The organism is Kitasatospora sp. NPDC127067, assembly GCF_042724755.1.
Taxonomy (GTDB): domain Bacteria; phylum Actinomycetota; class Actinomycetes; order Streptomycetales; family Streptomycetaceae; genus Kitasatospora; species Kitasatospora lactacystinica.
In genome coordinates, this window is record NZ_JBHXEM010000004.1 from 66,012 (window position 1) to 90,119 (window position 24,108).

21 protein-coding genes and 1 tRNA gene are annotated in these 24,108 nt (G+C 72.4%); 4 read left to right on the plus strand and 18 right to left on the minus strand.

Annotated elements, in window-relative coordinates; all coding sequences use genetic code 11:
* Positions 1 to 126 precede the first annotated feature (126 nt).
* From ACFWJ4_RS02965 to ACFWJ4_RS03005, 9 genes are all read right to left on the minus strand, one after another.
* Positions 127 to 576, minus strand: coding sequence for a GtrA family protein (locus ACFWJ4_RS02965; protein ID WP_359897520.1), 450 nt, complete (start codon positions 574 to 576; stop codon positions 127 to 129).
* Entirely contained in the window at positions 573 to 1,535 is a 963-nt protein-coding gene (locus tag ACFWJ4_RS02970) for a glycosyltransferase family 2 protein (protein WP_380538542.1), read from the minus strand. The genes ACFWJ4_RS02965 and ACFWJ4_RS02970 overlap by 4 nt, the downstream gene beginning before the upstream one ends.
* Before the next feature lie 190 nt (positions 1,536 to 1,725).
* Entirely contained in the window at positions 1,726 to 2,919 is a 1,194-nt protein-coding gene (gene tuf, locus ACFWJ4_RS02975; RefSeq protein ID WP_359897522.1) for an elongation factor Tu, read from the minus strand.
* A 200-nt stretch (positions 2,920 to 3,119) separates the two neighbouring features.
* Positions 3,120 to 5,225 (minus strand): elongation factor G, encoded by a 2,106-nt coding sequence (fusA, locus tag ACFWJ4_RS02980; protein WP_359897523.1) that lies wholly within the window; start codon positions 5,223 to 5,225, stop codon positions 3,120 to 3,122.
* Positions 5,226 to 5,264: 39 nt separating this feature from the next.
* Positions 5,265 to 5,735, minus strand: coding sequence for a 30S ribosomal protein S7 (gene rpsG / locus ACFWJ4_RS02985; protein ID WP_030055803.1), 471 nt, complete (start codon positions 5,733 to 5,735; stop codon positions 5,265 to 5,267).
* Between the two features lie 2 nt (positions 5,736 to 5,737).
* Positions 5,738 to 6,109, minus strand: a complete 372-nt coding sequence (gene rpsL / locus ACFWJ4_RS02990) for a 30S ribosomal protein S12 (protein WP_014144289.1) — start codon at positions 6,107 to 6,109, stop codon at positions 5,738 to 5,740.
* Between the two features lie 376 nt (positions 6,110 to 6,485).
* Positions 6,486 to 8,087, minus strand: coding sequence for a DUF2142 domain-containing protein (locus ACFWJ4_RS02995; RefSeq protein WP_380538544.1), 1,602 nt, complete (start codon positions 8,085 to 8,087; stop codon positions 6,486 to 6,488).
* Between the two features lie 47 nt (positions 8,088 to 8,134).
* Positions 8,135 to 9,715, minus strand: coding sequence for a hypothetical protein (locus tag ACFWJ4_RS03000; protein WP_380538546.1), 1,581 nt, complete (start codon positions 9,713 to 9,715; stop codon positions 8,135 to 8,137).
* 266 nt (positions 9,716 to 9,981) lie between these two features.
* Complete coding sequence (locus tag ACFWJ4_RS03005) at positions 9,982 to 10,536, minus strand: DUF1707 and DUF4190 domain-containing protein (RefSeq protein WP_380538548.1); 555 nt, start codon at positions 10,534 to 10,536, stop codon at positions 9,982 to 9,984.
* 266 nt (positions 10,537 to 10,802) lie between these two features.
* On the opposite strand from ACFWJ4_RS03005, the gene ACFWJ4_RS03010 reads away from it, so the two are divergent.
* The 4 genes from ACFWJ4_RS03010 to ACFWJ4_RS03025 all read left to right on the plus strand — a co-directional run bounded on the left by ACFWJ4_RS03010 (position 10,803) and on the right by ACFWJ4_RS03025 (position 15,808).
* Positions 10,803 to 11,624, plus strand: coding sequence for an ABC transporter ATP-binding protein (locus tag ACFWJ4_RS03010; RefSeq protein WP_380538550.1), 822 nt, complete (start codon positions 10,803 to 10,805; stop codon positions 11,622 to 11,624).
* On the plus strand, positions 11,621 to 13,255 hold the full coding sequence (locus ACFWJ4_RS03015; RefSeq protein ID WP_380538552.1) for a transporter: 1,635 nt from the start codon (positions 11,621 to 11,623) through the stop codon (positions 13,253 to 13,255). The genes ACFWJ4_RS03010 and ACFWJ4_RS03015 overlap by 4 nt, the downstream gene beginning before the upstream one ends.
* A gap of 97 nt (positions 13,256 to 13,352) precedes the next feature.
* The gene (locus ACFWJ4_RS03020) at positions 13,353 to 14,624 is read left to right on the plus strand and encodes a DUF2786 domain-containing protein (protein WP_380538554.1); all 1,272 of its coding nucleotides are present in this window, start codon (positions 13,353 to 13,355) and stop codon (positions 14,622 to 14,624) included.
* A 71-nt stretch (positions 14,625 to 14,695) separates the two neighbouring features.
* Positions 14,696 to 15,808, plus strand: coding sequence for an ADP-ribosylglycohydrolase family protein (locus ACFWJ4_RS03025; RefSeq protein WP_380538555.1), 1,113 nt, complete (start codon positions 14,696 to 14,698; stop codon positions 15,806 to 15,808).
* Positions 15,809 to 15,824: 16 nt separating this feature from the next.
* Here the strand turns inward: ACFWJ4_RS03025 and ACFWJ4_RS03030 are convergent, their stop codons facing one another.
* The 9 genes from ACFWJ4_RS03030 to ACFWJ4_RS03070 form a co-directional block, all read right to left on the minus strand.
* Positions 15,825 to 17,144 (minus strand): serpin family protein, encoded by a 1,320-nt coding sequence (locus ACFWJ4_RS03030; RefSeq protein WP_380538557.1) that lies wholly within the window; start codon positions 17,142 to 17,144, stop codon positions 15,825 to 15,827.
* A 55-nt stretch (positions 17,145 to 17,199) separates the two neighbouring features.
* The gene (locus ACFWJ4_RS03035; protein WP_380538559.1) at positions 17,200 to 18,198 is read right to left on the minus strand and encodes an ADP-ribosylglycohydrolase family protein; all 999 of its coding nucleotides are present in this window, start codon (positions 18,196 to 18,198) and stop codon (positions 17,200 to 17,202) included.
* 21 nt (positions 18,199 to 18,219) lie between these two features.
* Positions 18,220 to 19,434 carry a cytochrome P450 gene (locus ACFWJ4_RS03040; protein WP_380538561.1) on the minus strand — a complete coding sequence of 405 codons (1,215 nt, stop codon included), beginning with the start codon at positions 19,432 to 19,434 and terminating at the stop codon, positions 18,220 to 18,222.
* Between the two features lie 91 nt (positions 19,435 to 19,525).
* A complete protein-coding gene (locus tag ACFWJ4_RS03045; protein ID WP_380538563.1) occupies positions 19,526 to 20,266 on the minus strand; it encodes an NAD-dependent deacetylase in 741 nt (246 codons plus the stop codon).
* Between the two features lie 91 nt (positions 20,267 to 20,357).
* Entirely contained in the window at positions 20,358 to 20,993 is a 636-nt protein-coding gene (locus tag ACFWJ4_RS03050) for a hypothetical protein (RefSeq protein WP_380538565.1), read from the minus strand.
* 116 nt (positions 20,994 to 21,109) lie between these two features.
* Positions 21,110 to 21,790, minus strand: coding sequence for a response regulator (locus ACFWJ4_RS03055; RefSeq protein WP_380351773.1), 681 nt, complete (start codon positions 21,788 to 21,790; stop codon positions 21,110 to 21,112).
* A complete protein-coding gene (locus ACFWJ4_RS03060) occupies positions 21,787 to 22,974 on the minus strand; it encodes a sensor histidine kinase (protein ID WP_380538567.1) in 1,188 nt (395 codons plus the stop codon). Before ACFWJ4_RS03060 ends, ACFWJ4_RS03055 begins: the two co-directional genes overlap by 4 nt.
* Positions 22,975 to 23,056: 82 nt before the next feature.
* Positions 23,057 to 23,731: a DUF4097 family beta strand repeat-containing protein gene (locus ACFWJ4_RS03065; RefSeq protein WP_380538569.1), complete on the minus strand. Its 675-nt coding sequence runs from the start codon at positions 23,729 to 23,731 to the stop codon at positions 23,057 to 23,059.
* 171 nt (positions 23,732 to 23,902) lie between these two features.
* Positions 23,903 to 23,976 (minus strand) — tRNA-Met (locus ACFWJ4_RS03070).
* Positions 23,977 to 24,108 lie beyond the last annotated feature (132 nt).

The following is a 24,108-nucleotide window of genomic DNA, read 5'->3' on the forward strand; positions in this document are numbered from 1 at the left end:
GCCGCACTCCAAGGCCTGCACGCCCAACCCGGACTGCCTTAAGCAGCTGTAGCGCAGCCCGGCCCACACGGTGGGGGCGCGTGCCACGGCACGCGCCCCCTCCGTCGTCGTCTCCCCCGCGCCGGCTCAGGGCGTCCGGAAGACCCACACCTTGGCCAGCACGAACCGGACCACCGTGGCGAGGCCGTTGGCCACCACCAGCCCGGCCACCTCGACCGTCCGGGAGGCGTGCGGCACCGCCACGTCCAGCAGCGCCAGGGCGCCGCTGGACAGGCCCAGCCCGATCAGGAACGCGACCGCGCCCTGTAGTTGGTGGCGCACCGCGCCGTCCGAGCCGGTGATGCCGAAGGTGAAGCGGCGGTTGGCCGCGGTGTTGGCCACCGCGCTGACCGCCAGCGCGATCAGGTTGGCCACCTGCGGCGAGGTCACCAGCCGCAGCAGCACGAACAGCGCCAGGCAGAAGACGGTGCTCAGCACCCCGATCACCAGGAAGGACGGCAGCAGCCGACGGACCGGCCGGGGTGCCTCGGCGGGCTCCTCGCGCTCGTCCCGGGCCGTGGGGAGGCTCTCGTTCACGCGCCCGCACCGTACCGGTCCGGCTCCTCGGCCGAGTCGTAGCCGACGAAGTACGCGGGCCGCGCCTGGACCGCCGAGTAGATCCGGCCGACGTACTCGCCCAGCAGGCCGACGCAGACCAGCTGCACGGCGCCGATGAAGAGCATCCCTATGAACAGCGAGGACCAGCCGGGCACGGTGGAGCCGACGGCGTACGCGATCGTGGTGTAGAGCGCCAGCAGGATGCAGACCAGGAAGCTGAACAGCCCGAGCCAGGTGGCCAGTCGCAGCGGGGCGGCGGAGAAGTTGGTGACGCTGTCGAACGCGAGCCGGACCATCTTGGACAGCGGGTAGTGGCTGCTCCCCGCGATCCGCTCCTCGCGCACGTAGACCACCTCGCCGCTGGGGAAGCCCAGCCAGGGCACCAGCAGCCGGTAGACCGGCTGGTGCTCGGGCATCGCCTTGAGCGCGTCCACGGCCGCCCGGCTGAGCAGCCGGAAGTCGCCGGCCTGGTTGGGCATCCGCTTGCCGACCAGTCGGCGCATCAGCCGGTAGTACCCGCCGGCGGTGTGCCGCTTGAAGAAGGTGTCGGTGCCGCGGTCGCCGCGCACGCCGTAGACGATGTCCAGGTTCTGCTCGCGGGCGAGCGCCAGCATCTCGGGGATCTTCTCCGGCGGGTCCTGGAGGTCGGCGTCGATGGAGACCACGTAGTCGCCGAAGGCGCGGTGGAGGCCGGCGGTGAGGGCGGCCTGGTGCCCGGAGTTGCGGGCGAAGCGGACGATGCGGAACTCCGGCCAGTCCTGGCGGATCTTCTGCATCAGCACCGGGGTGACATCGGTGCTGCCGTCGTCGACGCCGACCACCTCGTAGCTCACGTCGAGCCCGTCGAGGATCGGCCGCAGCCGTTCGACGGTCAGCGGGAGCGCCTCCTGCTCGTTGTAGATAGGCATCACGACCGACAACAGCGGTGCCGTTGACATGCGTTGGTCCCACTTTCCACGACGGCCGGGCTGGATGTCGCCCGACCTTAACAGTCTGCGATGAGCGGCCGGTGAAGGGCGGCGCGCTCCGGTGAACCGCTGATGAGACGCCGAAGGGCCCCGCGCACCGTGCGGTGCGCGGGGCCCTTCGGACTGAGCCTGTACGAGGCAGGCAGATCAGACCATCAGATTACTTGATGATCTTGGTGACCTGGCCGGCGCCGACGGTGCGGCCACCCTCACGGATGGCGAACTTCAGGCCCTCCTCCATGGCGATCGGCTGGATCAGCGCGACGGTCATGGCGGTGTTGTCGCCCGGCATGACCATCTCGGTGCCCTCGGGGAGGGTCACGACGCCGGTCACGTCCGTGGTACGGAAGTAGAACTGCGGGCGGTAGTTGTTGAAGAACGGGGTGTGGCGGCCACCCTCGTCCTTCGACAGGATGTAGGACTGGGCCTCGAAGTCGGTGTGCGGGGTAACCGAACCCGGCTTGATGATGACCTGGCCGCGCTCGACGTCCTCGCGCTTGATGCCACGGAGCAGCAGGCCGACGTTCTCACCGGCCTGGCCCTCGTCGAGCAGCTTGCGGAACATCTCGATGCCGGTGACCGTGGTGGTGGTCTTGGTCTCCTTGATGCCGATGATGTCGACAGTCTCGTTGACCTTGAGGATGCCACGCTCGATACGGCCGGTGACGACGGTGCCACGACCGGTGATCGTGAAGACGTCCTCGATCGGCATCAGGAACGGCTGGTCCACGGCGCGGGCCGGGGTCGGGATGGCCTCGTCGACCGCGTGCATCAGGCCGAGGAGCTTCTCGCCCCACTCCTTGTCGCCCTCCAGCGCCTTCAGCGCGGAGACGCGGACGACCGGCAGGTCGTCGCCCGGGAACTCGTACTCGGAGAGCAGCTCGCGGACCTCGAGCTCGACGAGCTCCAGGATCTCCTCGTCGTCCACCATGTCGGCCTTGTTCAGGGCGACGACGATGTACGGAACGCCGACCTGGCGGGCCAGGAGGACGTGCTCCTTGGTCTGCGGCATCGGGCCGTCGGTGGCGGCGACCACGAGGATGGCGCCGTCCATCTGGGCAGCACCGGTGATCATGTTCTTGATGTAGTCGGCGTGACCCGGGCAGTCGACGTGGGCGTAGTGGCGCGCCTCGGTCTGGTACTCGACGTGCGCGATGGAGATGGTGATACCGCGCTGCCGCTCCTCCGGCGCCTTGTCGATCTGGTCGAACGGCGTGAAGGGGTTGATCTCCGGGTACGCGTCGTGCAGCACCTTGGTGATGGCCGCGGTCAGCGTGGTCTTACCGTGGTCGATGTGACCGATGGTGCCGATGTTGACGTGGGGCTTCGTCCGCTCGAACTTCGCCTTCGCCACTGAGTCCTCCTGAGGACAGTTCCTGTACGCCGTGCTGACGCCAGTTGGTCTTTGATCGGTTTTGGTGCGGGTTGTCCGGAGGACATCCCGTGCCGTCCCGCTGGTGGGGGGGCCGGAGGCTCCCGGGAGGATCCGACCGGATCCTCCCGGGTTGCCTCCGAATAGCCTAAGGCTTCGCTATCGTCCCGATTATCGGGACGTCACTCGCCCTTGGCCTTGGCGATGATGTCGTCCGCCACGTTCTTCGGAACCTCGGCGTACGAGTCGAACTGCATCGAGTAGCTCGCGCGACCAGAGGTCTTGCTGCGCAGGTCACCGACGTAGCCGAACATCTCGGAGAGGGGCACCAGCGCCGTGACGACGCGGGCACCGTGACGCTCGTCCATGGACCGGATCTGGCCACGGCGAGAGTTGATGTCGCCGATCACGTCGCCCATGTAGTCCTCGGGCGTGGTGACCTCGACGGCCATCATCGGCTCGAGGAGGACCGGCTTGGCCTTCCGCGCGCCTTCCTTGAACGCCATCGAACCGGCGATCTTGAACGCGAGCTCGGAGGAGTCGACGTCGTGCGCCTGACCGTCGAGCAGGCTCACGCGGACACCCTGCAGCGGGTAGCCGGCGAGGATGCCGAACTCCATGGCCTCCTGGCAACCGGCGTCGACCGACGGGATGTACTCGCGCGGAACACGGCCACCGGTGACCTTGTTGACGAACTCGTAGCCCTCGGCCTGCTCGAGCGGCTCGATCGCGATCTGCACCTTGGCGAACTGACCGGAACCACCGGTCTGCTTCTTGTGGGTGTAGTCGATGCGCTCGACCGCCTGGCGGATGGTCTCGCGGTACGCGACCTGCGGCTTGCCGACGTTGGCCTCGACCTTGAACTCACGGCGCATACGGTCGACCAGCACCTCGAGGTGCAGCTCGCCCATACCCGCGATGATGGTCTGGCCGGTCTCCTCGTCCGTGTTGACCTGGAAGGACGGGTCCTCCTCGGCGAGACGCTGGATGGCAACACCCAGCTTCTCCTGGTCACCCTTGGACTTGGGCTCGATCGCGACGCGGATGACCGGGGCCGGGAAGTCCATGGACTCCAGGATGACCGGGTTCTTCTCGTCGGACAGCGTCTCACCGGTGGTGGTCTGCTTCAGGCCCATGACGGCGATGATGTCGCCGGCGCCCACCGAGTCGATCTCCTCACGCTTGTTCGCGTGCATGCGGTAGATCTTGCCGATGCGCTCCTTCTTGCCCTTGACGGCGTTCAGCACCGAGGTGCCGGACTCCAGGCGGCCCGAGTAGACCCGGACGAAGGTGAGCTTGCCGAGGTGCGGGTCCGACATGATCTTGAACGCGAGCGCGGCGAGCGGCTCGTCGTCCGAGGCCTTGCGGGAGATCTTGACCGTGTCGTCGCCGGGCTTGGTGCCCTCGATGGACTCGATGTCCAGCGGCGACGGCAGGTACTTGACGACCGCGTCGAGCAGGGGCTGAACGCCCTTGTTCTTGAAGGCGGTACCGCAGAAGATCGGGGTGAAGTCCGAGTTCAGGGTGCCCTTGCGGATCGCGTCCTGCAGCAGCTCGACCGGGATCTCCTCGCCCTCCAGGGCGAGCTCCATGATCTCGTCGCTGACGTTCGAGACCGTGTCGATGAGCGCCTCGCGGTACTCCTCGGCCTGCTCCTGCAGGTCGGCCGGGATGTCGACGACGTCGTACATCTCGCCCTTGGCGGCCTCGGCGGACCAGACCAGCGCCTTCATGCGGACCAGGTCGACAACGCCCTGGAAGTCCGACTCGGCACCGATCGGCAGCTGCATGACCAGCGGGGTGGCGCCGAGGCGGTCCACGATGGTCTTGACGCAGAAGAAGAAGTTCGCGCCCGTGCGGTCCAGCTTGTTGATGAAGCAGATGCGCGGGACGCCGTAGCGGTCAGCCTGCCGCCACACGGTCTCGGACTGGGGCTCGACACCGGCGACACCGTCGAACACCGTCACGGCACCGTCGAGGACGCGCAGCGAACGCTCCACCTCGACGGTGAAGTCGACGTGGCCCGGGGTGTCGATGATGTTGATGGTGTTGTCGACGTCGTCAACGGTCCAGTGACAGGTCGTCGCGGCCGACGTGATCGTGATGCCGCGCTCCTGCTCCTGCTCCATCCAGTCCATGGTGGCAGCGCCATCGTGGACCTCACCGATCTTGTACGAGACACCGGTGTAGAACAGGATCCGCTCGGTGGTGGTGGTCTTGCCCGCGTCGATGTGCGCCATGATCCCGATGTTGCGGACCCTGGCGAGGTCAAGGGAGGTTGCAGCCATGGTGGCTCGTTCTCTCTCTGTCTAGTGACGGGGTAGGGACTACCAGCGGTAGTGCGCGAAGGCCTTGTTGGACTCGGCCATCTTGTGGGTGTCCTCACGACGCTTCACGGAAGCGCCCAGGCCGTTGCTGGCGTCGAGGATCTCGTTCATCAGGCGCTCGGTCATGGTCTTCTCGCGACGGGCGCGGGAGTAACCGACCATCCAGCGCAGCGCCAGGGTGCTGGCGCGGCCCGGACGGACCTCGACCGGAACCTGGTAGGTCGCGCCACCGACACGGCGGGACTTGACCTCGAGGGCCGGCTTGACGTTCTCCAGCGCGCGCTTCAGCGTGACGACCGGGTCCGAGCCGGTCTTCTCACGGACGCCCTCGAGGGCGCCGTAGACGATCCGCTCGGCGGTGGAGCGCTTGCCGTGCAGCAGGATCTTGTTGACCAGCTGGGTGACGACCGGGGAGCCGTAAACCGGGTCGATGATGACCGGGCGCTTCGGGGCGGGGCCCTTACGAGGCATTCTTACTTCTCCTTCTTGGCGCCGTAGCGGCTGCGGGCCTGCTTGCGGTTCTTGACACCCTGGGTGTCGAGCGAACCGCGGATGATCTTGTAGCGGACACCAGGAAGGTCCTTCACACGACCACCGCGCACCAGCACGATGGAGTGCTCCTGCAGGTTGTGGCCCTCGCCCGGGATGTAAGCGGTGACCTCGATCCCGCTGGTGAGGCGCACACGGGCGACCTTGCGGAGAGCCGAGTTCGGCTTCTTCGGGGTGGTCGTGTACACACGCGTGCAGACCCCACGGCGCTGCGGGGAACCCTTCAGCGCGGGAGTCTTGTTCTTCTCGACCTTGTCCTGCCGGCCCTTTCGGACCAGCTGCTGGATCGTAGGCACCGTTTCTCCGTTTTCTGTGTGCCAAGGCTTGGTGGAACTAACCTGCGATGTCTCCCTCGCACACGGCCCCGTGGTCGACCCACGCGGTCGGGTGTGTTGGGCTTGTTACGACACGGAATCCCATGGCTGCTGTACAGCGACGGCGCTCTACGCGCGGCGCGCTGGGAAGCGCTCCGGCTCGGCGCGGCGACCGGTGTGCATGCACGCACAAGGACCCGGGGACACCCCAGGCACAAGGTCAGAGCGTACCTAGCGCATCGGGCTCGGTCAAAACAAATGCAACGCCGCAGGTCGCGGGGCTTGCACCGAAAGCGGGCCGGGAACCGGGCCGGGGCGGGGCTCCCTACCACAACCGGGCAGCCCCCGCACCGCGACCCTACGCCTCCGCGTGGGCCCCGGCGAGCCGGGGCGGGTCCTGGCTGGCGCTGCCGCCGGCCGCCCCGGCCGACTGCGGCATCGGGCGCTCCCGGTTGTCCGACACCGCCGTGAACAGCCCCAGCGCGAGCGCGGCCAGCGTGTACACGGCCAGCCAGAGCATCCAGGTGCCGGGCGGGGACCAGTGGGCCGGGTTGATCAGCAGCGGGCCGGTGCTGCCGACGGTGTTGCGGCGCAGCGCCCAGAGGAAGGCCGCGGCGTTGACCAGGGACAGCGAGAAGCCGGCGATCACCAGCAGCCGGCGCCAGGCGAAGCCGCCCCAGGGCAGCCGCTCGTGGCAGATCGCGGCGCACAGGATCGGCAGTCCGACGGCGAACGGCAGCAGGTAGCGGCCCTGCCAGATCATGCCCAGCTGGCGCGCCTGCATGGCCTGTGCCGCTATCGGTATCACCACGATGCCGGCCATCACGCCGACGATCGCCAGGGCGTCGCGGAACCGGGCGTAGCAGAGCGCGAACATCGCCAGGGCGAGCGCCACACCGCACCAGACCAGCAGCGTCGCGGCCGGCGCCTCGGCGTCCAGCCAGCCGAAGTAGCCGATCATCTGCTTCATGTAGAGCAGGCCGAAGTCGAAGGTCTTCCGGGCCGCGGCGAGCGGGGTGAGGTCGCTCGGGGTGTTGATGATCGAGTTGTCCGGGTGGCTCGACGACCAGGCCAGGGCCGCGACGGCCCCCGCCGCCGCCAGGCCGCCCCAGAGCCAGGTCACCTTGCGGCGGAGCACTTCGCGCACCGCCCCCTTCTGGCCCAGCAGCAGCGCGAAGAACAGGGCCCCGGCGAACCAGATCAGGCCCAGCGGGCGGATGCTGATCAGCACCAGCGCGCCGATGCCCAACCGCGCCAGCCGGCGGTTCAGCAGGAGCGGGTCCGGGCTCATCAGCATCGGCAGCCCGGCGCTCCAGACCAGGATGCCCGCCGCGATCTCCGGACCGCTCGGGTTGACCACGCCGAACAGGAACAGCGCCATCGGCGTGGCCGCGGTGATCACGCCGAGCAGGGTGAAGGAGCGCCGCCGCCACTCCGCCGCCGAGACCACCGCGCTCGCCACCAGGGCGGAGCAGATCAGCGCCGACATCAGGCGCATCAGGTAGAAGGCCTTGGCCCCGTGGACCAGGAGGCTGGGCCAGCCCACCGCGAAGTAGTACGCCGGGTGGTAGCGGCCCGCCGCGGTGGTCACCAGGGTCTCCCCCGGACGGTCCACGAGCCGGGGCGCGCAGGAGGCCGGCTGCTCGGGCTTGAAGACGTAGCAGCTGTTGACGTCCTTGAGGTCCTGGTAGATGCGCGGGAGCTCGACCCCGGTCTCGGCGAACTGGCCCTCGATGCCGCCCACCAGGTGCGGGACCATGACCTCCCGTCCCTCGACCTGGCCTCGGGCGACGGCCGCCGCCCGGATCAGGTGTGCGTGCTCGTCCGGCGAGGCACCGGTCGGCGAAGCGAACGCCCAGGCCCCACTCAGTGCGAACAGGATCGCGAACGCCACGACCCACAGACGCCTCGGTGAGGAGACGAGCCGGTCGGCGAGGCTCTTGACGGCGGTGATCATCATCAGGATTGGGCCTTCGGGGTCAGTTCGGGCTCATGGGCGGGAACTGGTTACTTGATCATGCTGAGCCATGACTGGTCACCGGTCTTGGAGCACTGCCCACCCGGCGCGAACTTCGGGCAGGTGCCGTCGAGGTTCTGCATGGTGTGCGACACCCACGGCAGGATGCGGTAGGTGTCCTCCTTCGCCGGCATGTAGCGGTCCGCCATCGACGAGGAGACCGTACCGAACAGGAAGAGAAGAGCGAACAGCGTACCGATCACGGCCGCCTGCGGGCCCGGCAGGGCCGTTCCGGCGGTACCGGCGGCCTCCGCGGCCCGGCGGCGCTCGGCCAGCCGGAGCGAGACCAGGTGGGCGAGCAGGGCGCAGAGCAGCAGGCCGCAGTAGAGCAGCTGGTTGTTGGTCCGGGTGTAGAGCTGGACCGTCTGCGTCTCGTACATGTGCGAGGCGATGAACATCCGCATCACCCAGGCGCTCGCGAACATGCAGCTGATGGTGACGATCACCGGCTTGCGGATGCCCAGCCAGAGGGCCGCGCCCAGTGCGACGAACATCACCACCGCGAACAGGTCCATGCCGCCGAACTCGCCGGGGATCGGCCAGTCCCCCACCTTGCCCGGCATGTCCGTACGCCACATCAGGAAGTACGCCGGATCGGTGAAGTTGTCGAAGCGGAAGTTGGAGTCCTTGGTGTCCGGGGCCTCCGTCAGCATGGTCACCAGGTAGCTGCCGCAGACCAGCAGGAAGGCGGCCCCGGTGGTGCCGAGGTACGCCAGGCCCTTGCGCCGGTCTTCGTGCCAGGGGAAGTACATCAGCGCCGCGACCAGCACGCCGAGGGCGCTCCACAGGAACCAGCCGGAGTACGTGAGGAACATCAGGCCCAGCAACGCCCCGAAGCCGCCCGCCTTCAGCAGCAGCAGCCGCCAGCCGTCCGTCCCGCTCCGGCGCAGGTGCACCACCACGGCGACCAGCACGGGCACCAGGACCACCAGCACGGTCTGGCTGTACGGCTTGTAGGCGTCGATCAGGGCGAAGGCCGGCAGCACGCCGAAGGCCAGTGCGCGGACCGGGCTGAGCAGCATGCGCCACGAGAGGTAGACCAGCGGGCCGAACGCGGCGGCACCGAAGATCTGCAGGTCCTTGAAGGCGTACGCGGTGTTGCCGCCGCGGAACAGCTCCGCGTAGAAGCCCAGGGTGTAGAGCGGCGCCGGCGGGTAGACCGGCGAGCCCGAGGGCTGACCGTTCACCACCGCGTGGGCCCACTCGACGATGCGCTGGCTGTCGCCGTTCATGCCGAACATCGGCCAGGGCGTGCCGAGCAGCGCGATGACCGCGCCGGCCGCCACGAAGCCGCTGGCGAGACCGGCGATGGCGGCCGAGGAGAAACGGGACGCCAGGCCGAAGTGCCGGCCCGAGCGGAAGCGCATCGCGAGCACGACCGCGCCGAGCAGGAGGAAGCCGATGACCGCGAACCGCAGCTGCACCGCGGCGAGACCGCTCACCTGGGCGATCCGGTTCAGCGGGTCCATCTGGAAGCCGCGCGCCATCAGCGGGAGCACCAGGGCGGCCAGGAAGGAGACCACGGCCTCGCCCGCGAGCAGTGCCGGAGCCGACGTCCGGAGCCGGGCCACGGAGCGGCCCGCGGATCCACCGACCAGCGAACGCCCTCCGCTCGGCGGGATCCTGGAGGCCTCTTGGGCACTGACTGTCACTGGCACGGTCCTCAGCTCGTGGTCGCTCGCTCGGCCCGCCCGGCCCTTCGGCGTCGGCCGGTGACGGAGAACGTACTGCTTCCGGGTGCGCGGCGGCAGCCCCGGGCATCATAGGTCCTCCGTCTGAGGAAGGCCCCATCGGGAAGAACGGCCGACCGCCGTGGGATCACCCGACCGGGTGGGCCTCAGGCGAAGCCGAGGAGGATCATCAGGGTCCAGAACGCGCACCCCAGGTAGCCGATGACCAGGCCGAGGACGGCCGCCCAGTCGCCGTCCATGTTGCGGCGGCGGATCTCCGAGCGGGCGATGTGGCCGGTGATCACGGCGGGCGCGGAGAGGCCGACCAGACTGGCCACCAGGGAGACCACGGCGAGCACGTTGGTGGGGCGGGCCTGCACCGGCGGCGGGACGGCCATGAAGGTGGCCGGAACCGGCGTGGCGGCGGCGGCCGGCGGCGCCGTCATCGGCCCGGAGGGCAGGTCGGCCACCAGCACGGCCAGCTGACCGTAGGTCTGCGCCGCGGCCACGGCCTCGTGGCGCTGCTCGTACTCCTGGACGGAGAGCCGCCCCTCGGCGAACGCGGCCTTGAGCACGTCGAGCGTCCGGTCCCGGTCCGCGTGGCCCGCCCGCATCGCCGCCTGCGACGACACCGCGGGCGCGGGCACCGGCTGCCAGCCCCCCGCCGACCGCTTGCCGGGCGGATAGCCGGAACCGGGCTCGCCCCATGGTTGTACGGACATCCGCCACCTCCCGGTAGCGCGGCACCCCCGCGCACGTCACTGCTTCCTCATAGTGCAGGACGAACGGCCGAACTGAGTAGTTGCCAAATCGGCCCAGTAGCCGCCGAGAAGAGGATATTGGTCGGCGTGCCTCACCCGTTCGGCGGATGTGCTCAGGGGATGCTCAACTCGGGCGACAGCCTGTTCGAGCAGTGACAGGCTGAGCCCCGAGGGCTTCCACCAGCACGATGCCCACCACTCCACCACCACGAGCAGAGAAGGCCGCCATGCAGGCGTCAGCGCCGCCGTCCTCCGACCTCTCCGGGCCGGGAACCCCGTCCGCCGTCAGCATCCAGGGGCTCTGGAAGCACTTCGGCACCCAGGCCGCGGTGGCCGGGCTGAGTCTGGAACTGCCGGCCGGGGCGTTCATCGGCCTGGTCGGACCGAACGGTGCCGGCAAGACCACCACGCTGTCGATGGTCACCGGGCTGCTCCGGCCCGACCAGGGCACCGTCCTGGTGCACGGCACCGACGTGTGGGCGGACCCGGTCACGGTCAAGGCGCGGATCGGCATCCTGCCCGAGGGCCTGCGGATGTTCGAGCGGCTCAGCGGGCGCGAGCTGCTCCAGTACACCGGGCGGCTGCGCGGCCTGCCCGGCGCCGAGGTGGACCGGCGGGCCGAGGAGCTGCTGGCCGTCCTGGACCTCGGCCGCGACTCCGACAAGCTGGTCGCCGACTACTCCACCGGCATGCGCAAGAAGATCGGCCTGGCCGCGGCGCTGCTGCACAACCCGGACGTGCTGTTCCTGGACGAGCCCTTCGAGGGCGTCGACCCGGTCTCCGCCCAGACCATCCGCGGCGTGCTCAAGCGGTACGCGGCGGCCGGCTCCACGGTGGTCTTCTCCAGCCACGTGATGGAACTGGTCGAACAGCTCTGCGACTGGGTCGCCGTGGTCAACGCCGGCCAGGTGATCGCCCAGGGGCCGCTGGACGCCGTACGGGGCGGGCGCAGCCTGCACGAGGCCTTCCTGGACCTGATCGGCGTGCGCGAGGACGACGGGCAGGCGCTCGGCTGGCTCGGCGGCGGGCAGCCCGGGGGTGCCCTGTGACCGAGCGGAGCGAGGCCACGCGCACGGCCTCGGTGCCCGACGGGCGGACGGTGGTGCGCGCCCTGGTCGCGCTCAAGCTGCGGCTGCTGCGCAACGGGCTGCGGCGCAGCCCCGGCCGGACCACCGTCTACGTGATCGGCGGCGTCGCGGGCCTGGCCCTCGCGGCCGGCGTCGCCGTCGCCATGAGCGCGCTGAACGGGCGCTACGCGGGCTCCGGGGACGCCGGGGTGATGCTGCTCGGCGTGCTGGCCCTGGGCTGGGCCGCCCTGCCGCTGTTCCTCTTCTCCAGCGACGAGAGCGCCGACCCGACCCGGCTGACCATGCTGCCGCTGCGGCCCGGCCCGCTGCTGCGCGGCTCGCTGCTGGCCGCGCTGATCGGACCGGGGCCGCTGATCAGCCTGGTGCTGGTGACCGGCGCGGTGCTGGCCGGCGCGGCCGGCGGCGCCTCGGCCGCGGTCGCGGTGCCCGCCGTGCCGCTCGCGGTGCTCTGCCTGGTCACGCTCTCCCGGGCGGTCGCGGCGGGCAACGCCCGGATGCTCTCCAGTCGGCGCGGCAAGGACTTCGCGATCTTCGGCGGGCTGGCCTTCGCGCTCCTGGTGCAGGTCGCCAACGTCGGCTCGCAGAGCATCCTCGGCCGTCGGGGCGGACCGATCGACCTCACCCCGCTGAAGCCGATCGCCTCGGTGCTGCGCTGGATCCCGCCGATCAGCGCGGCGGACGCGCCGCGCACCGCCGGCGAGGGCCGGTACGGGCTCGCGCTGCTCCAGCTCGCCGCGGCCGCCGCGCTGCTGGCACTGCTGCTGCGCTGGTGGCGGCGGAGCCTGCAGGAGCTGATGGTCACCGCCGACTCCTCCACCCTGGAGGTGGCCCGGGGGGTGCAGAACTCGCGCGGCTGGCGCTTCCTGCCCCAGGGCCGCACCGGCGCGGTGATGCAGCGCCACCTGCGGTACGCCTGGCGCGAGCCGCGGGCCAAGGCCGCGCTGTTCACCAGCATCGGGATGACGCTGGTGATCTGCGTGCTGTCGATGGTCCAGGGCTGGGCGAGCGTCTACCTGCTGGCGATGACCGGGGTGTTCCTCGGGCTGCAGATGCTCAACCTGTTCGGCATGGACGGCTCGGCGTTCTGGATGGTCGCCGCCACCCTGCGCACCCCGGCCGACGCCCGGTCCGAGCTGCGCGGCCGGGCGTACGCGGTGCTGTCGTACGCCGTCCCGGTGACGGTGGTGCTGGGGCTGGTGCTGGCGGCCGTCACCGGCCGGTGGGGCGAGCTGGCGTCCGCGCTCGGCCTGGCGCTGACCCTCCTCGGCTGCGGGATCGCGCTGGGCTCGATGTTCAGCGTGCTGGCGCCCTACACCATGCCGGCCGACAGCAACCCGATGCGCAACGCCGCCCCCGGACAGGGCGGGCTGATCCTGCTCAACCAGTTCGGCTCGATGCTCGGCGTCACGGTGCTGGCACTGCCGGTCGGCGGCTACCTCGCCTGGGCGCTGGTCTCGGACGGGCCGAGCTGGCCGGTGCTGCTGATCGGCCCGCTGTACGGCGCCCTGGTCGCGACGCTGGGCGTGCGGATGGCCGCGGGCCGGCTGCTGGAGCGCACGCCGGAGATCCTGGCCAAGGCCATCGAGCGCTGAGCCGCGGGCCCCGCCGGCCCGAGCGCCGGACGGTCTTCGCCGCGGCTCCGGCATCATGGGCAGGAGGCCGGACCGTCGAGGAGAGCAGGGACACACCGTGGGCGAGCGCGCGCAGCAGGCCGGGACCGCCGGGCCGCTGCTGGAGCAGGCGGTGCGGTCGGTGCTGACGGCACCGGAGGACGCACTGGACCTCGCCCTGGACACCGGGGCCTCGCTGCTGGCCGCCTCGGCCGGGCAGTGGCCCGAGGTGAGCCGGGCGGTGCTCGGCCACGCGGACACCGCCGTCGGCCGCTGCTGGTCCGCCGGATGGCGGCCGGCCGACCTGGCCCGGGTGGTGCGGCGCGAGCTGCAGCCCGTCCACCTGGCCCTCGCGGTGGACCTGATCGCCGCCGAGGACCGCCGCCACCCCGCGGCCGGCCTGGACCGGCGCTGGCGGGAGCAGCTGCGCGAGCTGGAGGCCGAGGTGTGGTGGTCCGGCGACGAGGAGTACCTCGGCGCCTTCGCCCACCGGCACCGGCTGGACCGCTTCGCGCTCGCCACCGCCGTCCTGGAGCTGCTGCGCACCTGGGGCCGGCTGCCGCCGATCGCCCCGGTGGGGCCCGCCCCCGGGCAGGCCGTCCGGGGGCGGCACTCGGCGCCGGTGACCGGCGAGCCGCGGATGCTGGCGCGGATCCGGGCGCTGCTGGCCAAGGCCGAGTCCACCGAGTACCCGGAGGAGGCCGAGGCGCTGACCGCCAAGGCCCAGCAGCTGATGGCCCAGCACAGCATCGACGACGCGCTGCTGGCCGCGGCCGGCGCCGACCGCGACACCCCGGCGGCACTGCGGATCGGGGTGGACAACCCGTACGAGGGTCCCAAGACGATGCTGCTGGACGCGGTCGCGGCGGCCAACCGGTGTCGGGTGGTGTGGGCGAAGGAGTTCGGCTTCTGCACCGTGGTCGGCTTCGACGGCGACCTGGACGGCGTCGAGCTGCTCTACACCTCGCTGCTGGTGCAGGCCACCCACGCGCTCAACAAGGCCGGCTCCCGCAAGGACTCGCGCAGCAAGGCGTTCCGGCAGTCCTTCCTGGTCGCGTACGCGGCGCGGATCCGCGAGCGGCTGACCGCCGCGACCGAGCGCGCCACCAGCGCCGCCGCGGCCGGCCGGCACCTGCGCGAGGACGGCACCGAGGAGCAGCTGCTGCCGGACGAGCGGCTGCTGCCCGCGCTCGCCGCCCGCTCCGAGGCGGTGGACGAGCAGGTCGACCGGCTGTTCCCGAAGCTGGTCTCGCAGCGGGTGCGGGTCAGCGACGGCGTGGGCTGGGCGGCCGGACGCGCCGCCGCCGACCGGGCCGCGCTGCACGGACGCGCCGGTGCGATCCGGCGGTAGGGCCCGTCCCGCCGATCATTCCCCGGGGACCTGATAGAACGTAGTCCGCCACGAACGAAGGGGGACGCGACGTGACGGATCCGGCGGCGGAGTCGGGGTACCGGGACCGGGTGCGCGGAGCGCTGCTCGGCGGAGCGATCGGCGATGCGCTGGGCTGGCCGGTGGAGTTCCAGCAACTCCACCAGATCCGGGACCGGTTCGGGCCGCAGGGCGTGACCACGCTGCCGGCCGGGCCCGAGCCGGTCGAGGTCACCGACGACACCCAGATGACGCTGTTCACCGCCGAGGGCCTGATCCGCGGCTTCGTCCGCGGCTGGACGGGCGGCGGCGGCTCGGTGCCGGAGGCCGTCCACGGCGCCTACCGGCGCTGGCTGCGGACCCAGTACCAGGGCGCACCGGACACCGAGCCGCAGCCCCGCCCGTACGACGGCTGGCTGCTGAGCCGGCCCTTCCTGTACGCGCGGCGGGCGCCCGGCAACGCCTGCCTGAGCGGGGTGGCCGAGCATCCGGTGTTCGAGGCGCCGTCCGCGATCGGGCTGCTGGGGCCGATCAACCCGGGTTCCAAGGGCTGCGGCACGGTGATGCGCTCGGCGCCGTTCGGGCTGGCCCGGCTCGGTGTCGAGCAGTCCTTCGGGCTGGCGGTGCAGTGCGCCCAGCTCACCCACGGACACCCGACCGGCTACCTCGCGGCCGGCGCCTTCGCGGCCCTGGTCGAGCGGCTCGCGGACGGCACCGAGCCGTGGGCGGCGGTCGGCGAGACGGTGGAGCAGATCCGCGAACTGCCGAGTTCCAAGGAGACCGTCCAGGCGCTGGCCCGAGCGGTGCGGCTGGCCCAGGAGGCCGAGCCGGCCGCGGAGACGGTGGAGCGGGTCGGGCTCGGCTGGACCGCCGAGGAGTGCCTGGCCATCGCGGTGTACTCGCTGCTGGCGGCCACTCTGGACCCCGACCCGGTGCGCACCGCGCTGCTGCTGTCGGTGAACCACTCGGGGGACAGCGACTCGACCGGCGCGGTCTGCGGCAACCTGGTCGGGGCCGCGTACGGCGCCGCGGCACTGCCCCCCGAGTGGGCCGGGGCGGTCGAGGGCCGGGCCGAGCTGCGGCAGGTCGCCGACGACCTGCTGGTGCTGTTCGGCAGCCGCGACCCGCTGCACCCCGGGCTCGGCGGGCGCTACCCCGCCTGGTGACCACCCGGCCCGGTGACTACCCCGCCTGCGGGTCGGTGACCTGGCCGAGGAACAGCGGCGCGCCGCCCCGGGCGTCCCGGATCAGGAACAGGAACGGCCGGTCGATGTGCACCTGGACCGGCCGTTCGACGTTCGGCGCCGCCATCACCTCCATCCCGACACCGCTGCCGGCCGCCGCGACCGTGCCGTCCTCGCCGACCTCGATCGTGGCCTTCTGCACCACCGTGCCGACGGCCAGCGGGTCCTTGGCGATGCCGCCGAAGTCGGCCGCGTCGAAGGCCGCCCGCACACCGAGCGAGCGCAGCGCGGGGGTGAGCTCCTTCGAGGTGCCGAAGTGGAAGCGCGGCAGCCGGAGGTCGACCGGCCGCTCGGCGAGGGCCCCGAGGACGCGGTCGAGCTGGGGCTGGTCCAGGCCCTTGGCGAACGCGGCGAAGCCGCCCTGCGCGGGGACGATCAGGTCCATCACCAGCCCGCCCTCCGCGTAGGGCAGTTCGACGGCCTGCCAGGGCTCGCCGACGATCCCGCCGGAGCCGTCGGCGTACTTGAACTCCCCGGTCTGCCCCATCGTGGGGACGGCCGGGGCGGAGCCGTCGAGCTTGTGGAACGGGCGGTCGGCGGTGAGCAAGGGCTTGAAGGCGGAGGCCCACTTCGCCTTGAGGTACAGCGCGTCGGTGAGCACCAGCCGGGTGCTCGACGTGATCCCGTTCGAGCCGAACAGCTCCTTGATCCGGCCGTCGGTGGCCTTCTCCACGGCCGCGTTGACGGTCTTGCGGGCCCCGTCCGGGTCCTTGGCGAAGTCGGCCTGGTGGACCCCGGCGTCGAAGGCGGCGGCGAGGGTGGCGAGGTAGTCCGGCTCGACGGCCAGGCCCTGCTGGGTCCAGACGTCGTCGCTGCGGCGCAGGGTCAGCTTGTCGGTGGCCGGGACCGGCCGGTTCAGCGCGCCGGTGGCGAGCGCGTACTGCCGCGGGTCGAGCCCGGTGTGCAGGGCCTCGGCCAGTTCCCCGGCGGTGGCGCCGCGGGCTCCGGGCAGCAGCATGGCGAGCAGGGTGGCCAGGCCGGACGGGGAGACCACGAGGTTGCTCCCGGCGGCGTCCGGCTCGCTGGTCAGGGCGTGCAGCAGGTCCAGGCCGAAGGCGTCGGTGGCGCTCGCGGTGGCGGCCACCTGGGCCGGGTCGACGGCCGGCCGGCTCACGGGCGCGGACGCCCGGAGCTCCACGGGCGCGGCGGCCCCGGTGCTGCCGCAGCCGGCGAGCAGCGGCGTGGCGAGCGCGGCCGCGAGGAGCAGCGCCGCCGGGCGGCGGAGGGTGCGACGGGTTGCGGTGCTGCGGTTCGTCATGGCCCTTCGACGCGCCGCCCCGCCCACCGGTTCCGCCCGGCCGGCGTGCCCCGGATCAGTCCCAGAGCGCTCCGAACTCCAGCAGTTCGTCCCGGTGCTCGATCCGCTCCACCCAGTCGGCCGGCCAGGCCGCCTCGCCGTGGTGGGCGCCGGCGAAGGCGCCGGTCAGGCAGGCCAGCGAGTCGGAGTCGCCGCTGGAGCAGGCGGCCCGGCGGACGGCCGCCACCGGGTCGTCGGGCAGCAGCAGGAAGCAGAGCAGGCCGGTACCGAAGGCCTCCTCGGCGACCCAGCCCTCGCCGGTGGCCAGGCACGGGTCGGCCTCGACGTCGGGGGCGGCGAGCGCCGCGTCCAGCCGGTCGAGCACCTGGAGGCACTCGTCCCAGCCGCGGGCGATGACGGCCTGCGGGGAGGCCCCGTACCAGCGCGCGGCGAGGTCGCCGAGCCAGAACGCGTCGTACCGCTCGCGGCTCGCCAGCGCGTACGCCCGCAGCACCGCGGGCAGTGCGGCGGGCGGGACGCCCTCGGCGAGCTTGCGCACGGCGTACGCGGTGAGGTCACTGGCGGCGAGCGCGGTCGGGTGGCCGTGGGTGAGCGCGGACTGCAGCTGGGCGGCGCCGGAGAGCTGCCGGGCGTCCAGGTCGCGGATCAGCCCGACCGGGGCGACCCGCATGTTGGCGCCGCAGCCCTTGGAGCCGACGTCGCTGGCCTGCTGCCAGCGGTACTCGTCGTGGCTGAGCCGCTGGCAGGCCCGCAGGCAGGTCATGCCGGGGGCGCGGTTGTTCTGCGGGGAGCGCCACCAGTCGACGAACTCCTCGCGGACCGGCCGTTCCAGCCGCAGGGGCGTCAGGGTCCCGCGCGCCAGGGCGGTGCGCAGGCCGCGGGCGAGGGCGAGCGTCATCTGGGTGTCGTCGGTGACCAGCGCCTTCTTCGGCAGCGGGAGCCGCCGCCAGTCCGGATGGTCGGCGGCGATCCGCTCGATGTCCTGGAACTCGGTCGGCCGGCCCATCGCGTCGCCGATCGCCAGCCCCAGCAGTGCCCCCGTCGCCTTGCCCACGGCAGCTCCCCCCTCTTCCCGTCACACCTCGACCAACAGCTCCTTGAGCCCGCGGATCACGTAGCCCGGGTTCCACTCGGGCTCGCGGACCAGCCGCAGGCCCGGGGCCCGGCGCAGCAGCGTGCCGTAGGACTCGGTGAGCTCCAGTCTGGCGAGCGGGGCGCCCAGACAGAAGTGGATTCCGGCGCCGAAGGTGATGTGCGGGTTGTCGGTGCGGCCGAGGTCGAGGCGGTCCGGGTCGGCGAAGCGCTCGGGGTCGCGGTTGGCGGAGCCGAAGAGCAGGGCGATCTCGGCGCCGCGCGGGATGGTGACGCCGCGGACCTCGATGTCCTCCAGCACCCAGCGCTCGAACATCTGCAGCGGGGTGTCCCAGCGCATCAGCTCCTCGATCGCGGTGGGCAGCAGTGCGTCCACCGAGCCGCGCAGCCGGGCGAGCTCCCCGGGGTTGCGGAACAGCGCCCACCAGCCGTTGCCGGTGGTGTTGACGGTCGCCTCGTGGCCGGCGTTGAGCAGCAGCACGCAGGTGGAGATCATCTCCTGCTCGCTGAGCGCGTCGGAGCCCTCCTGGGCCTGGATGAGCGCGCTGATCAGGTCCGTCCCCGGGTTGCCCCGGCGCTCGCGGATCAGGGTGCGCAGGTAGTCGGAGAACTCGATGCTCGCGGTGACGGCCCGGCGGGCGGTCTCCTCGGTGGGGTTGAGCTCGAACATCCCGGTGATGTCGGCGGACCACGGCCGCAGCAGGTGGCGGTCGGCCTCCGGCACGCCGAGCATCTCGGCGATCACGGCGACCGGCAGCGGCTCGGCGACGGCGGAGATCAGGTCGCCGCCGCCGGCCGCGAGCAGCCCGTCGACCAGTTCGCCGGCCAGCCGCTGCACGGTGGGGCGCAGGCCCTCGACCATGCGCGGGGTGAAGGCCTTGGAGACCAGGCGGCGCAGCCGGGTGTGGTCGGGCGCCTCCAGGTCGAGCAGCCCGTGGTCGTTGAGGGTGTGGAAGGGCTCGTGCGCCGGGTCGGGCTCGGGGCGGCCGAACTCCTGGTGGCTGAAGCGGTGGGTGTAGGTGCGGCCGAGCCGCCGGTCGCGCAGCAGGGCGCTGACGTCCTCGTGGCCCGAGACGAGCCACTGGTTCGTGGGCTCGAAGTACGTCACCGGCGCGTGCTCGCGCAGTTCGGCGTACGCGTCGTACGGGTGGGCCACGAAGGCCGCCGACCAGGGGTCGAACTTCGCCGTCGTCGTCATCGGTCGATCACTCCAGGCCAGGAGGGGGGAAGCCGGAAAGATCATCGTACGCACGCGGTACATCCGGGAACATGACCCTTCCGGCGCCCGCTCAGGCCCGTTCCAGGACAAGTCGGCGCACCAGCTTCGGCAGCGCCTGCGAGATCGGCTCCCGGATCACCTCGGCCGCGGCCTCGTCGTAGGGCGTCGGCTCACCGTTCACGATGATCAGCTTCGCCCCGGTCCGCACCGCGTTGTACGGCAGCCCCGCCACCGGGAACACCTGGAGGCTGGTGCCGACCGCGATGAAGACGTCGCAGGCCCGGGCGACCGCGTCGGCCTGCCCGAGCACCTCCGGGTCCAGGTTCTCGCCGAACATCACGATGCGCGGCTTGAGGATCCCCCCGCACTCCCGGCACGCCGGGTCCGGCTCGCCCGCCCCGACCCGCTCCAGCGCGTCCGCCATCGAACCGACCACCCGGCAGCGCAGGCACTGCGTCTCCCGCACGTTGCCGTGCAGTTCGAGCACCTTGCGGGCGGTCAGCCCGGACCTCTGGTGCAGCCCGTCGATGTTCTGGGTGAGCACCCGCAGCGGCAGCCCGGAGCGCTCCAGGTCGACCAGCGCCCGGTGCCCGGCGTTCGGCTCGGCGCCCAGCGCGCCCGTCTCCAGCCGCATCCGCCAGGCCCGCCGCCGGACCTCCGGGTCCTCCAGGTACGGCCCGATGGTGACCAGCTCCTGCGCCGACGGGTCCTTCTGCCACAGCCCCTGCGGGCCGCGGTAGTCGGGGATGCCGGAGTCCGTCGAGATGCCCGCGCCGGTGAGCACGGCGATCAGGGGGCGCTTCGCGTTCATACCCCGGACCGTACGGCCCGCGGCCCACGACCGGCCACCGAAAATCCGGGGGGCGCCGGGCCGGGGCCCGCTTCGGGCCAGGACGCGCGTTTCAGGCCAGGGCGGCGCGCGGCACGGCGGCCGGGCGGGCCAGCGGGGCGAGCGCGAGCAGATAGCAGGCGGCGGCGAGCGGGACGAGGGCCAGGTCGACGCCCGAGGCCAGGGTGCCGAGCAGCGCCAGCACCGGGCTCCACCAGCGCAGCGCCCGGGAGCGGCCCGCCGCGGCGGCGGTCAGCAGCGCCAGCAGGCCGACGTAGAAGAGCAGCGGGCCGACCTGGTAGACGAGCGGCAGCACGCCCGGGACGTCCTGGACCCGGTCGAACAGCCGCGACTGCTCGGCCTTGTCCGCCGCCGCCAGCCCCACCACCAGGTCGATGCCGATCTGCGCCAGCGAGCAGAGCAGCCCCGCGAAGGCCGTCCCCAGCGCCGCCCCGGCCGCGGTCCGCCCGGCCGTGCCGCGCGGGGCGAGCCGCCGGTGCAGGGCGAGGAGGACGGGGGCGAACAGCAGCAGCCCGGCGAGCATCGCGGTGTGCCCCGCCGTCCAGCCGGGGCCGGGCGCCCGGGAGCCCGGCACCAGGCGGATGCCGCCGTAGAGGGCCATCAGGGCGGGGGCGCCGACGACGGCGTACGGCGTGAGGCCGCTGAGGCGGGTAGGGCGGGTGTTCCGGGCATCCAGGGCGGTGTTCATCCGATGGTCTCCAGCGGTGTGGTCCGTTCCGACACCGCAGAGCCTCCCGGCCGGGGCCCTCGTCCCGGATCCCCCGCACCGGCGAACCGGCCGCCTCCCCCGCACGGGGGAGCCCGTCAGGACTCCCCCGCCACCACCGCCCCGGCCTCGTACGCGAACACCACCGCGTGCACCCGGTCCCGCAGCCCGAGCTTGCTCAGCACATTGCTGACGTGCGTCTTCACCGTGTGCTCGCTGACCACCAGCTCGGCCGCGATCTCGGCGTTGGACAGCCCGCGCGCGATCAGCCGCAGCGTCTCCCGCTCGCGCAGGGTCAGCTGCTCCAGCAGCCGCGACGGCGGTCGCACCGCCCGCTCCGGCGCCCCCGGCCGACGGGCGGCGAACTCGCCGATCAACCGCCTGGTCACCGACGGCGCGAGCAGCGCCTCCCCCGAGGCGACCATCCGCACCCCGTGCGCCAGGTCGTCCCGCCGGACGTCCTTGAGCAGGAAGCCGCTGGCACCCGCGTACAGCGCGTCGAAGACGTAGTCGTCGATGTCGAAGGTGGTCAGCATGATCACCTTGGTCGACGGGAACTCGGCGCACACCCGGCGGGCCGCCTCCAGCCCGTCCATCACCGGCATCCGGACGTCCAGCAGCAGCACGTCCGGGCCGTGCGCGCGCACCGCCTCGATCGCCTCGGCACCGTCGCACGCCTCGGCCACCACCTCGATGTCCGGCTGCGCGTCCAGGATCATCCCGAACCCGGCCCGCACCAGCTCCTGGTCGTCCGCGACGACCACCCGGATCGGCGTCATTCGTCCACCCTCTCCACCACCCCGCCGGTGCCCAGCGGCAGCCGGGCCCTCACCAGGAAACCCCTGCCCTCCGGCCCCGGCCCGGCCTCGGCCCGCCCGCCGCAGGCCGCCGCCCGCTCCCGGATGCCGACCAGCCCGCGGCCGCCGGACCAGCCGACCACCGCACGGCCGGCCGCGGCCGGCACCCCGCGTCCGTTGTCCGAGACCACCACCTCCAGCACCTCCCCGGCCCGCCGCACCCGGACCGCGACCCGGTCCGCCCCGGCGTGCTTGACCGTGTTGGTCAGCGCCTCCTGCACGATCCGGTACGCCGCCGTCTCCACGTCGGCCGGCAGCGGACCCTCCTGCCCGGGAAGTTCGAGATCCACCCGCAGCCCCGCCGCGCGCACCCGGTCGGCCACCCCGGCGAGTTCGGCCAGCCGGGGCTGCGGCGCCAGCTGCCGGCCCGCCTCCGGGTCCTTCAGCACCCCCAGCACGCGCCGCAGCTGGACCATCGCGTCCCGGCCCGCGTCGGCGATGGTGTCGAACGCGCGGACCGCCCGGTCCGGATCGCTGCGCACCACCACCGGCCCGGCCTCGGCCTGGATGACCATCAGCGAGACGGCGTGGGCCAGGATGTCGTGCATCTCCCGGGCGATCCGGGCCCGCTCCTCCGCCACCGCCCGGGCCGCGTCGCTCGCCGCCCGTTCGCCGGCGTCCCGGGCCCGCTCCGCCTGCACCCGGGCCAGCTGCCGCTGGGCGCGCACCAGCGAGCCGAACACGAAGGTGCCGACAGAGGTGACCAGGCTGAACAGCGCGCCGTTCGGCGAGTGGGTGCCCAGCACGTTGCCGGCCACCACCACCGCCAGCACGCTCCACCGCACCCGCTCCGAGGACCGTTCCGCCACCGTGTAGAGGGCGACCACCCCGGACAGCGGTACCTGGGGGTTGGCCGAGTGCGCCACCACCGAGATCACCAGCGACGGCGCCGTCGCCAGCGCCAGCACCGTCAGCGGCCTCAGGCGCCGCCAGGGCAGCGGCAGCGCGGTCGCCACCGCGAGCAGGTGGATCCACCACGGGCGCACCGTGGTGTCCTGGGACACCGCCCAGAGCGCGACCCCGGCCGCCGCCACCGCCAGCAGCGAGTCCGGCAGGTACGGGCCGAACCCGTCCACCCGGCCGCGCAGGCGCACCGCACGCTCCACCCCGGTCCCTCCCCCGTAGCCGGGGACGCCGCCCCCGCGGAGGAGATCATGCCCTACCGGCAGCGCCTGCGGAACGCCCAGGTCAGACACCGCTGACCGTCACACCGCCGGTCTCCGCCCGGGCGCTGATGCTGCGCGCCGCGCCCGGCTGCGAGGGAATGCCCAGGTCCACCGCGCCGGCCGAGGCCCGGGCGTCCACCGCGTACGCCTCCCCGGCCGGCACCCGCAGCTGCACCCCGCCGTTGGTGGTGCTCGCCTCGACCTTCGACGGCGCCGCGGCGAAGTCGGCCCGCACCCCACCGTTCACCGTGGTCAGCCGCACCCGCGGGGCCCGCAGCCCGTCGGCCTCGACCCCGCCGTTGGTCACCTCGGCGTCCACCTCGCCGGCCAGCCCGGACAGCTTGACGCCGCCGTTGCCCTCCTTCACCCGCACCCTGGTCCCGGCGGGTACCCGCACGGTGTACCCGATCCCGCAGGAGCCGCAGTCGTACGTCAGCCTCAGCACGCCGTCCGTCACCTCGTGGGTGCTCTTCGGCGCGTCCCCCCGGTAGTCCTGCTTCTCGACCACGTGCACGGCGTCACCGCCCCCGTGCACCTCCACCCCGCCGTCGGCCCCCTCCACGACGAGCTCCCGGACCGGCCCCGCCACCCCGTAGCTCACCGTCCGGTGCTCCGAGTCGTCCCCGAACGGCAGGCAGGCCGACATCCCGACCAGTACCCCCGCCGTGATCGCCACCGCGCCCAGCACCCGCTTCATCCCCGGCTCCTTCGAAAGCCCGTCGACCGACACCGGGAACCCTCCCTCGGCGGCCGCCCCGACCGCCTCCCCCGCCGGAGCGGTTCCCGCCCCTCCCCCGTACGACGGAGCCGTCCGGCCCCGGGAATGCCGAAGGGCCCGGAGGCTTGATGCCTCCGGGCCCTTCCTTTGTAGCGGGGACAGGATTTGAACCTGCGACCTCTGGGTTATGAGCCCAGCGAGCTACCGAGCTGCTCCACCCCGCGTCGGTAAACATGACTCTACGCGACTTCGGCCGAATGACCTAATCGGCTTCCGTCCGCGCCCCGGGTGGCCCCGCCGACCGGCCTCCCCCACGCCCCCGGCGGCCCCCGGGAACGCCGCAGGGCGGCCACCCC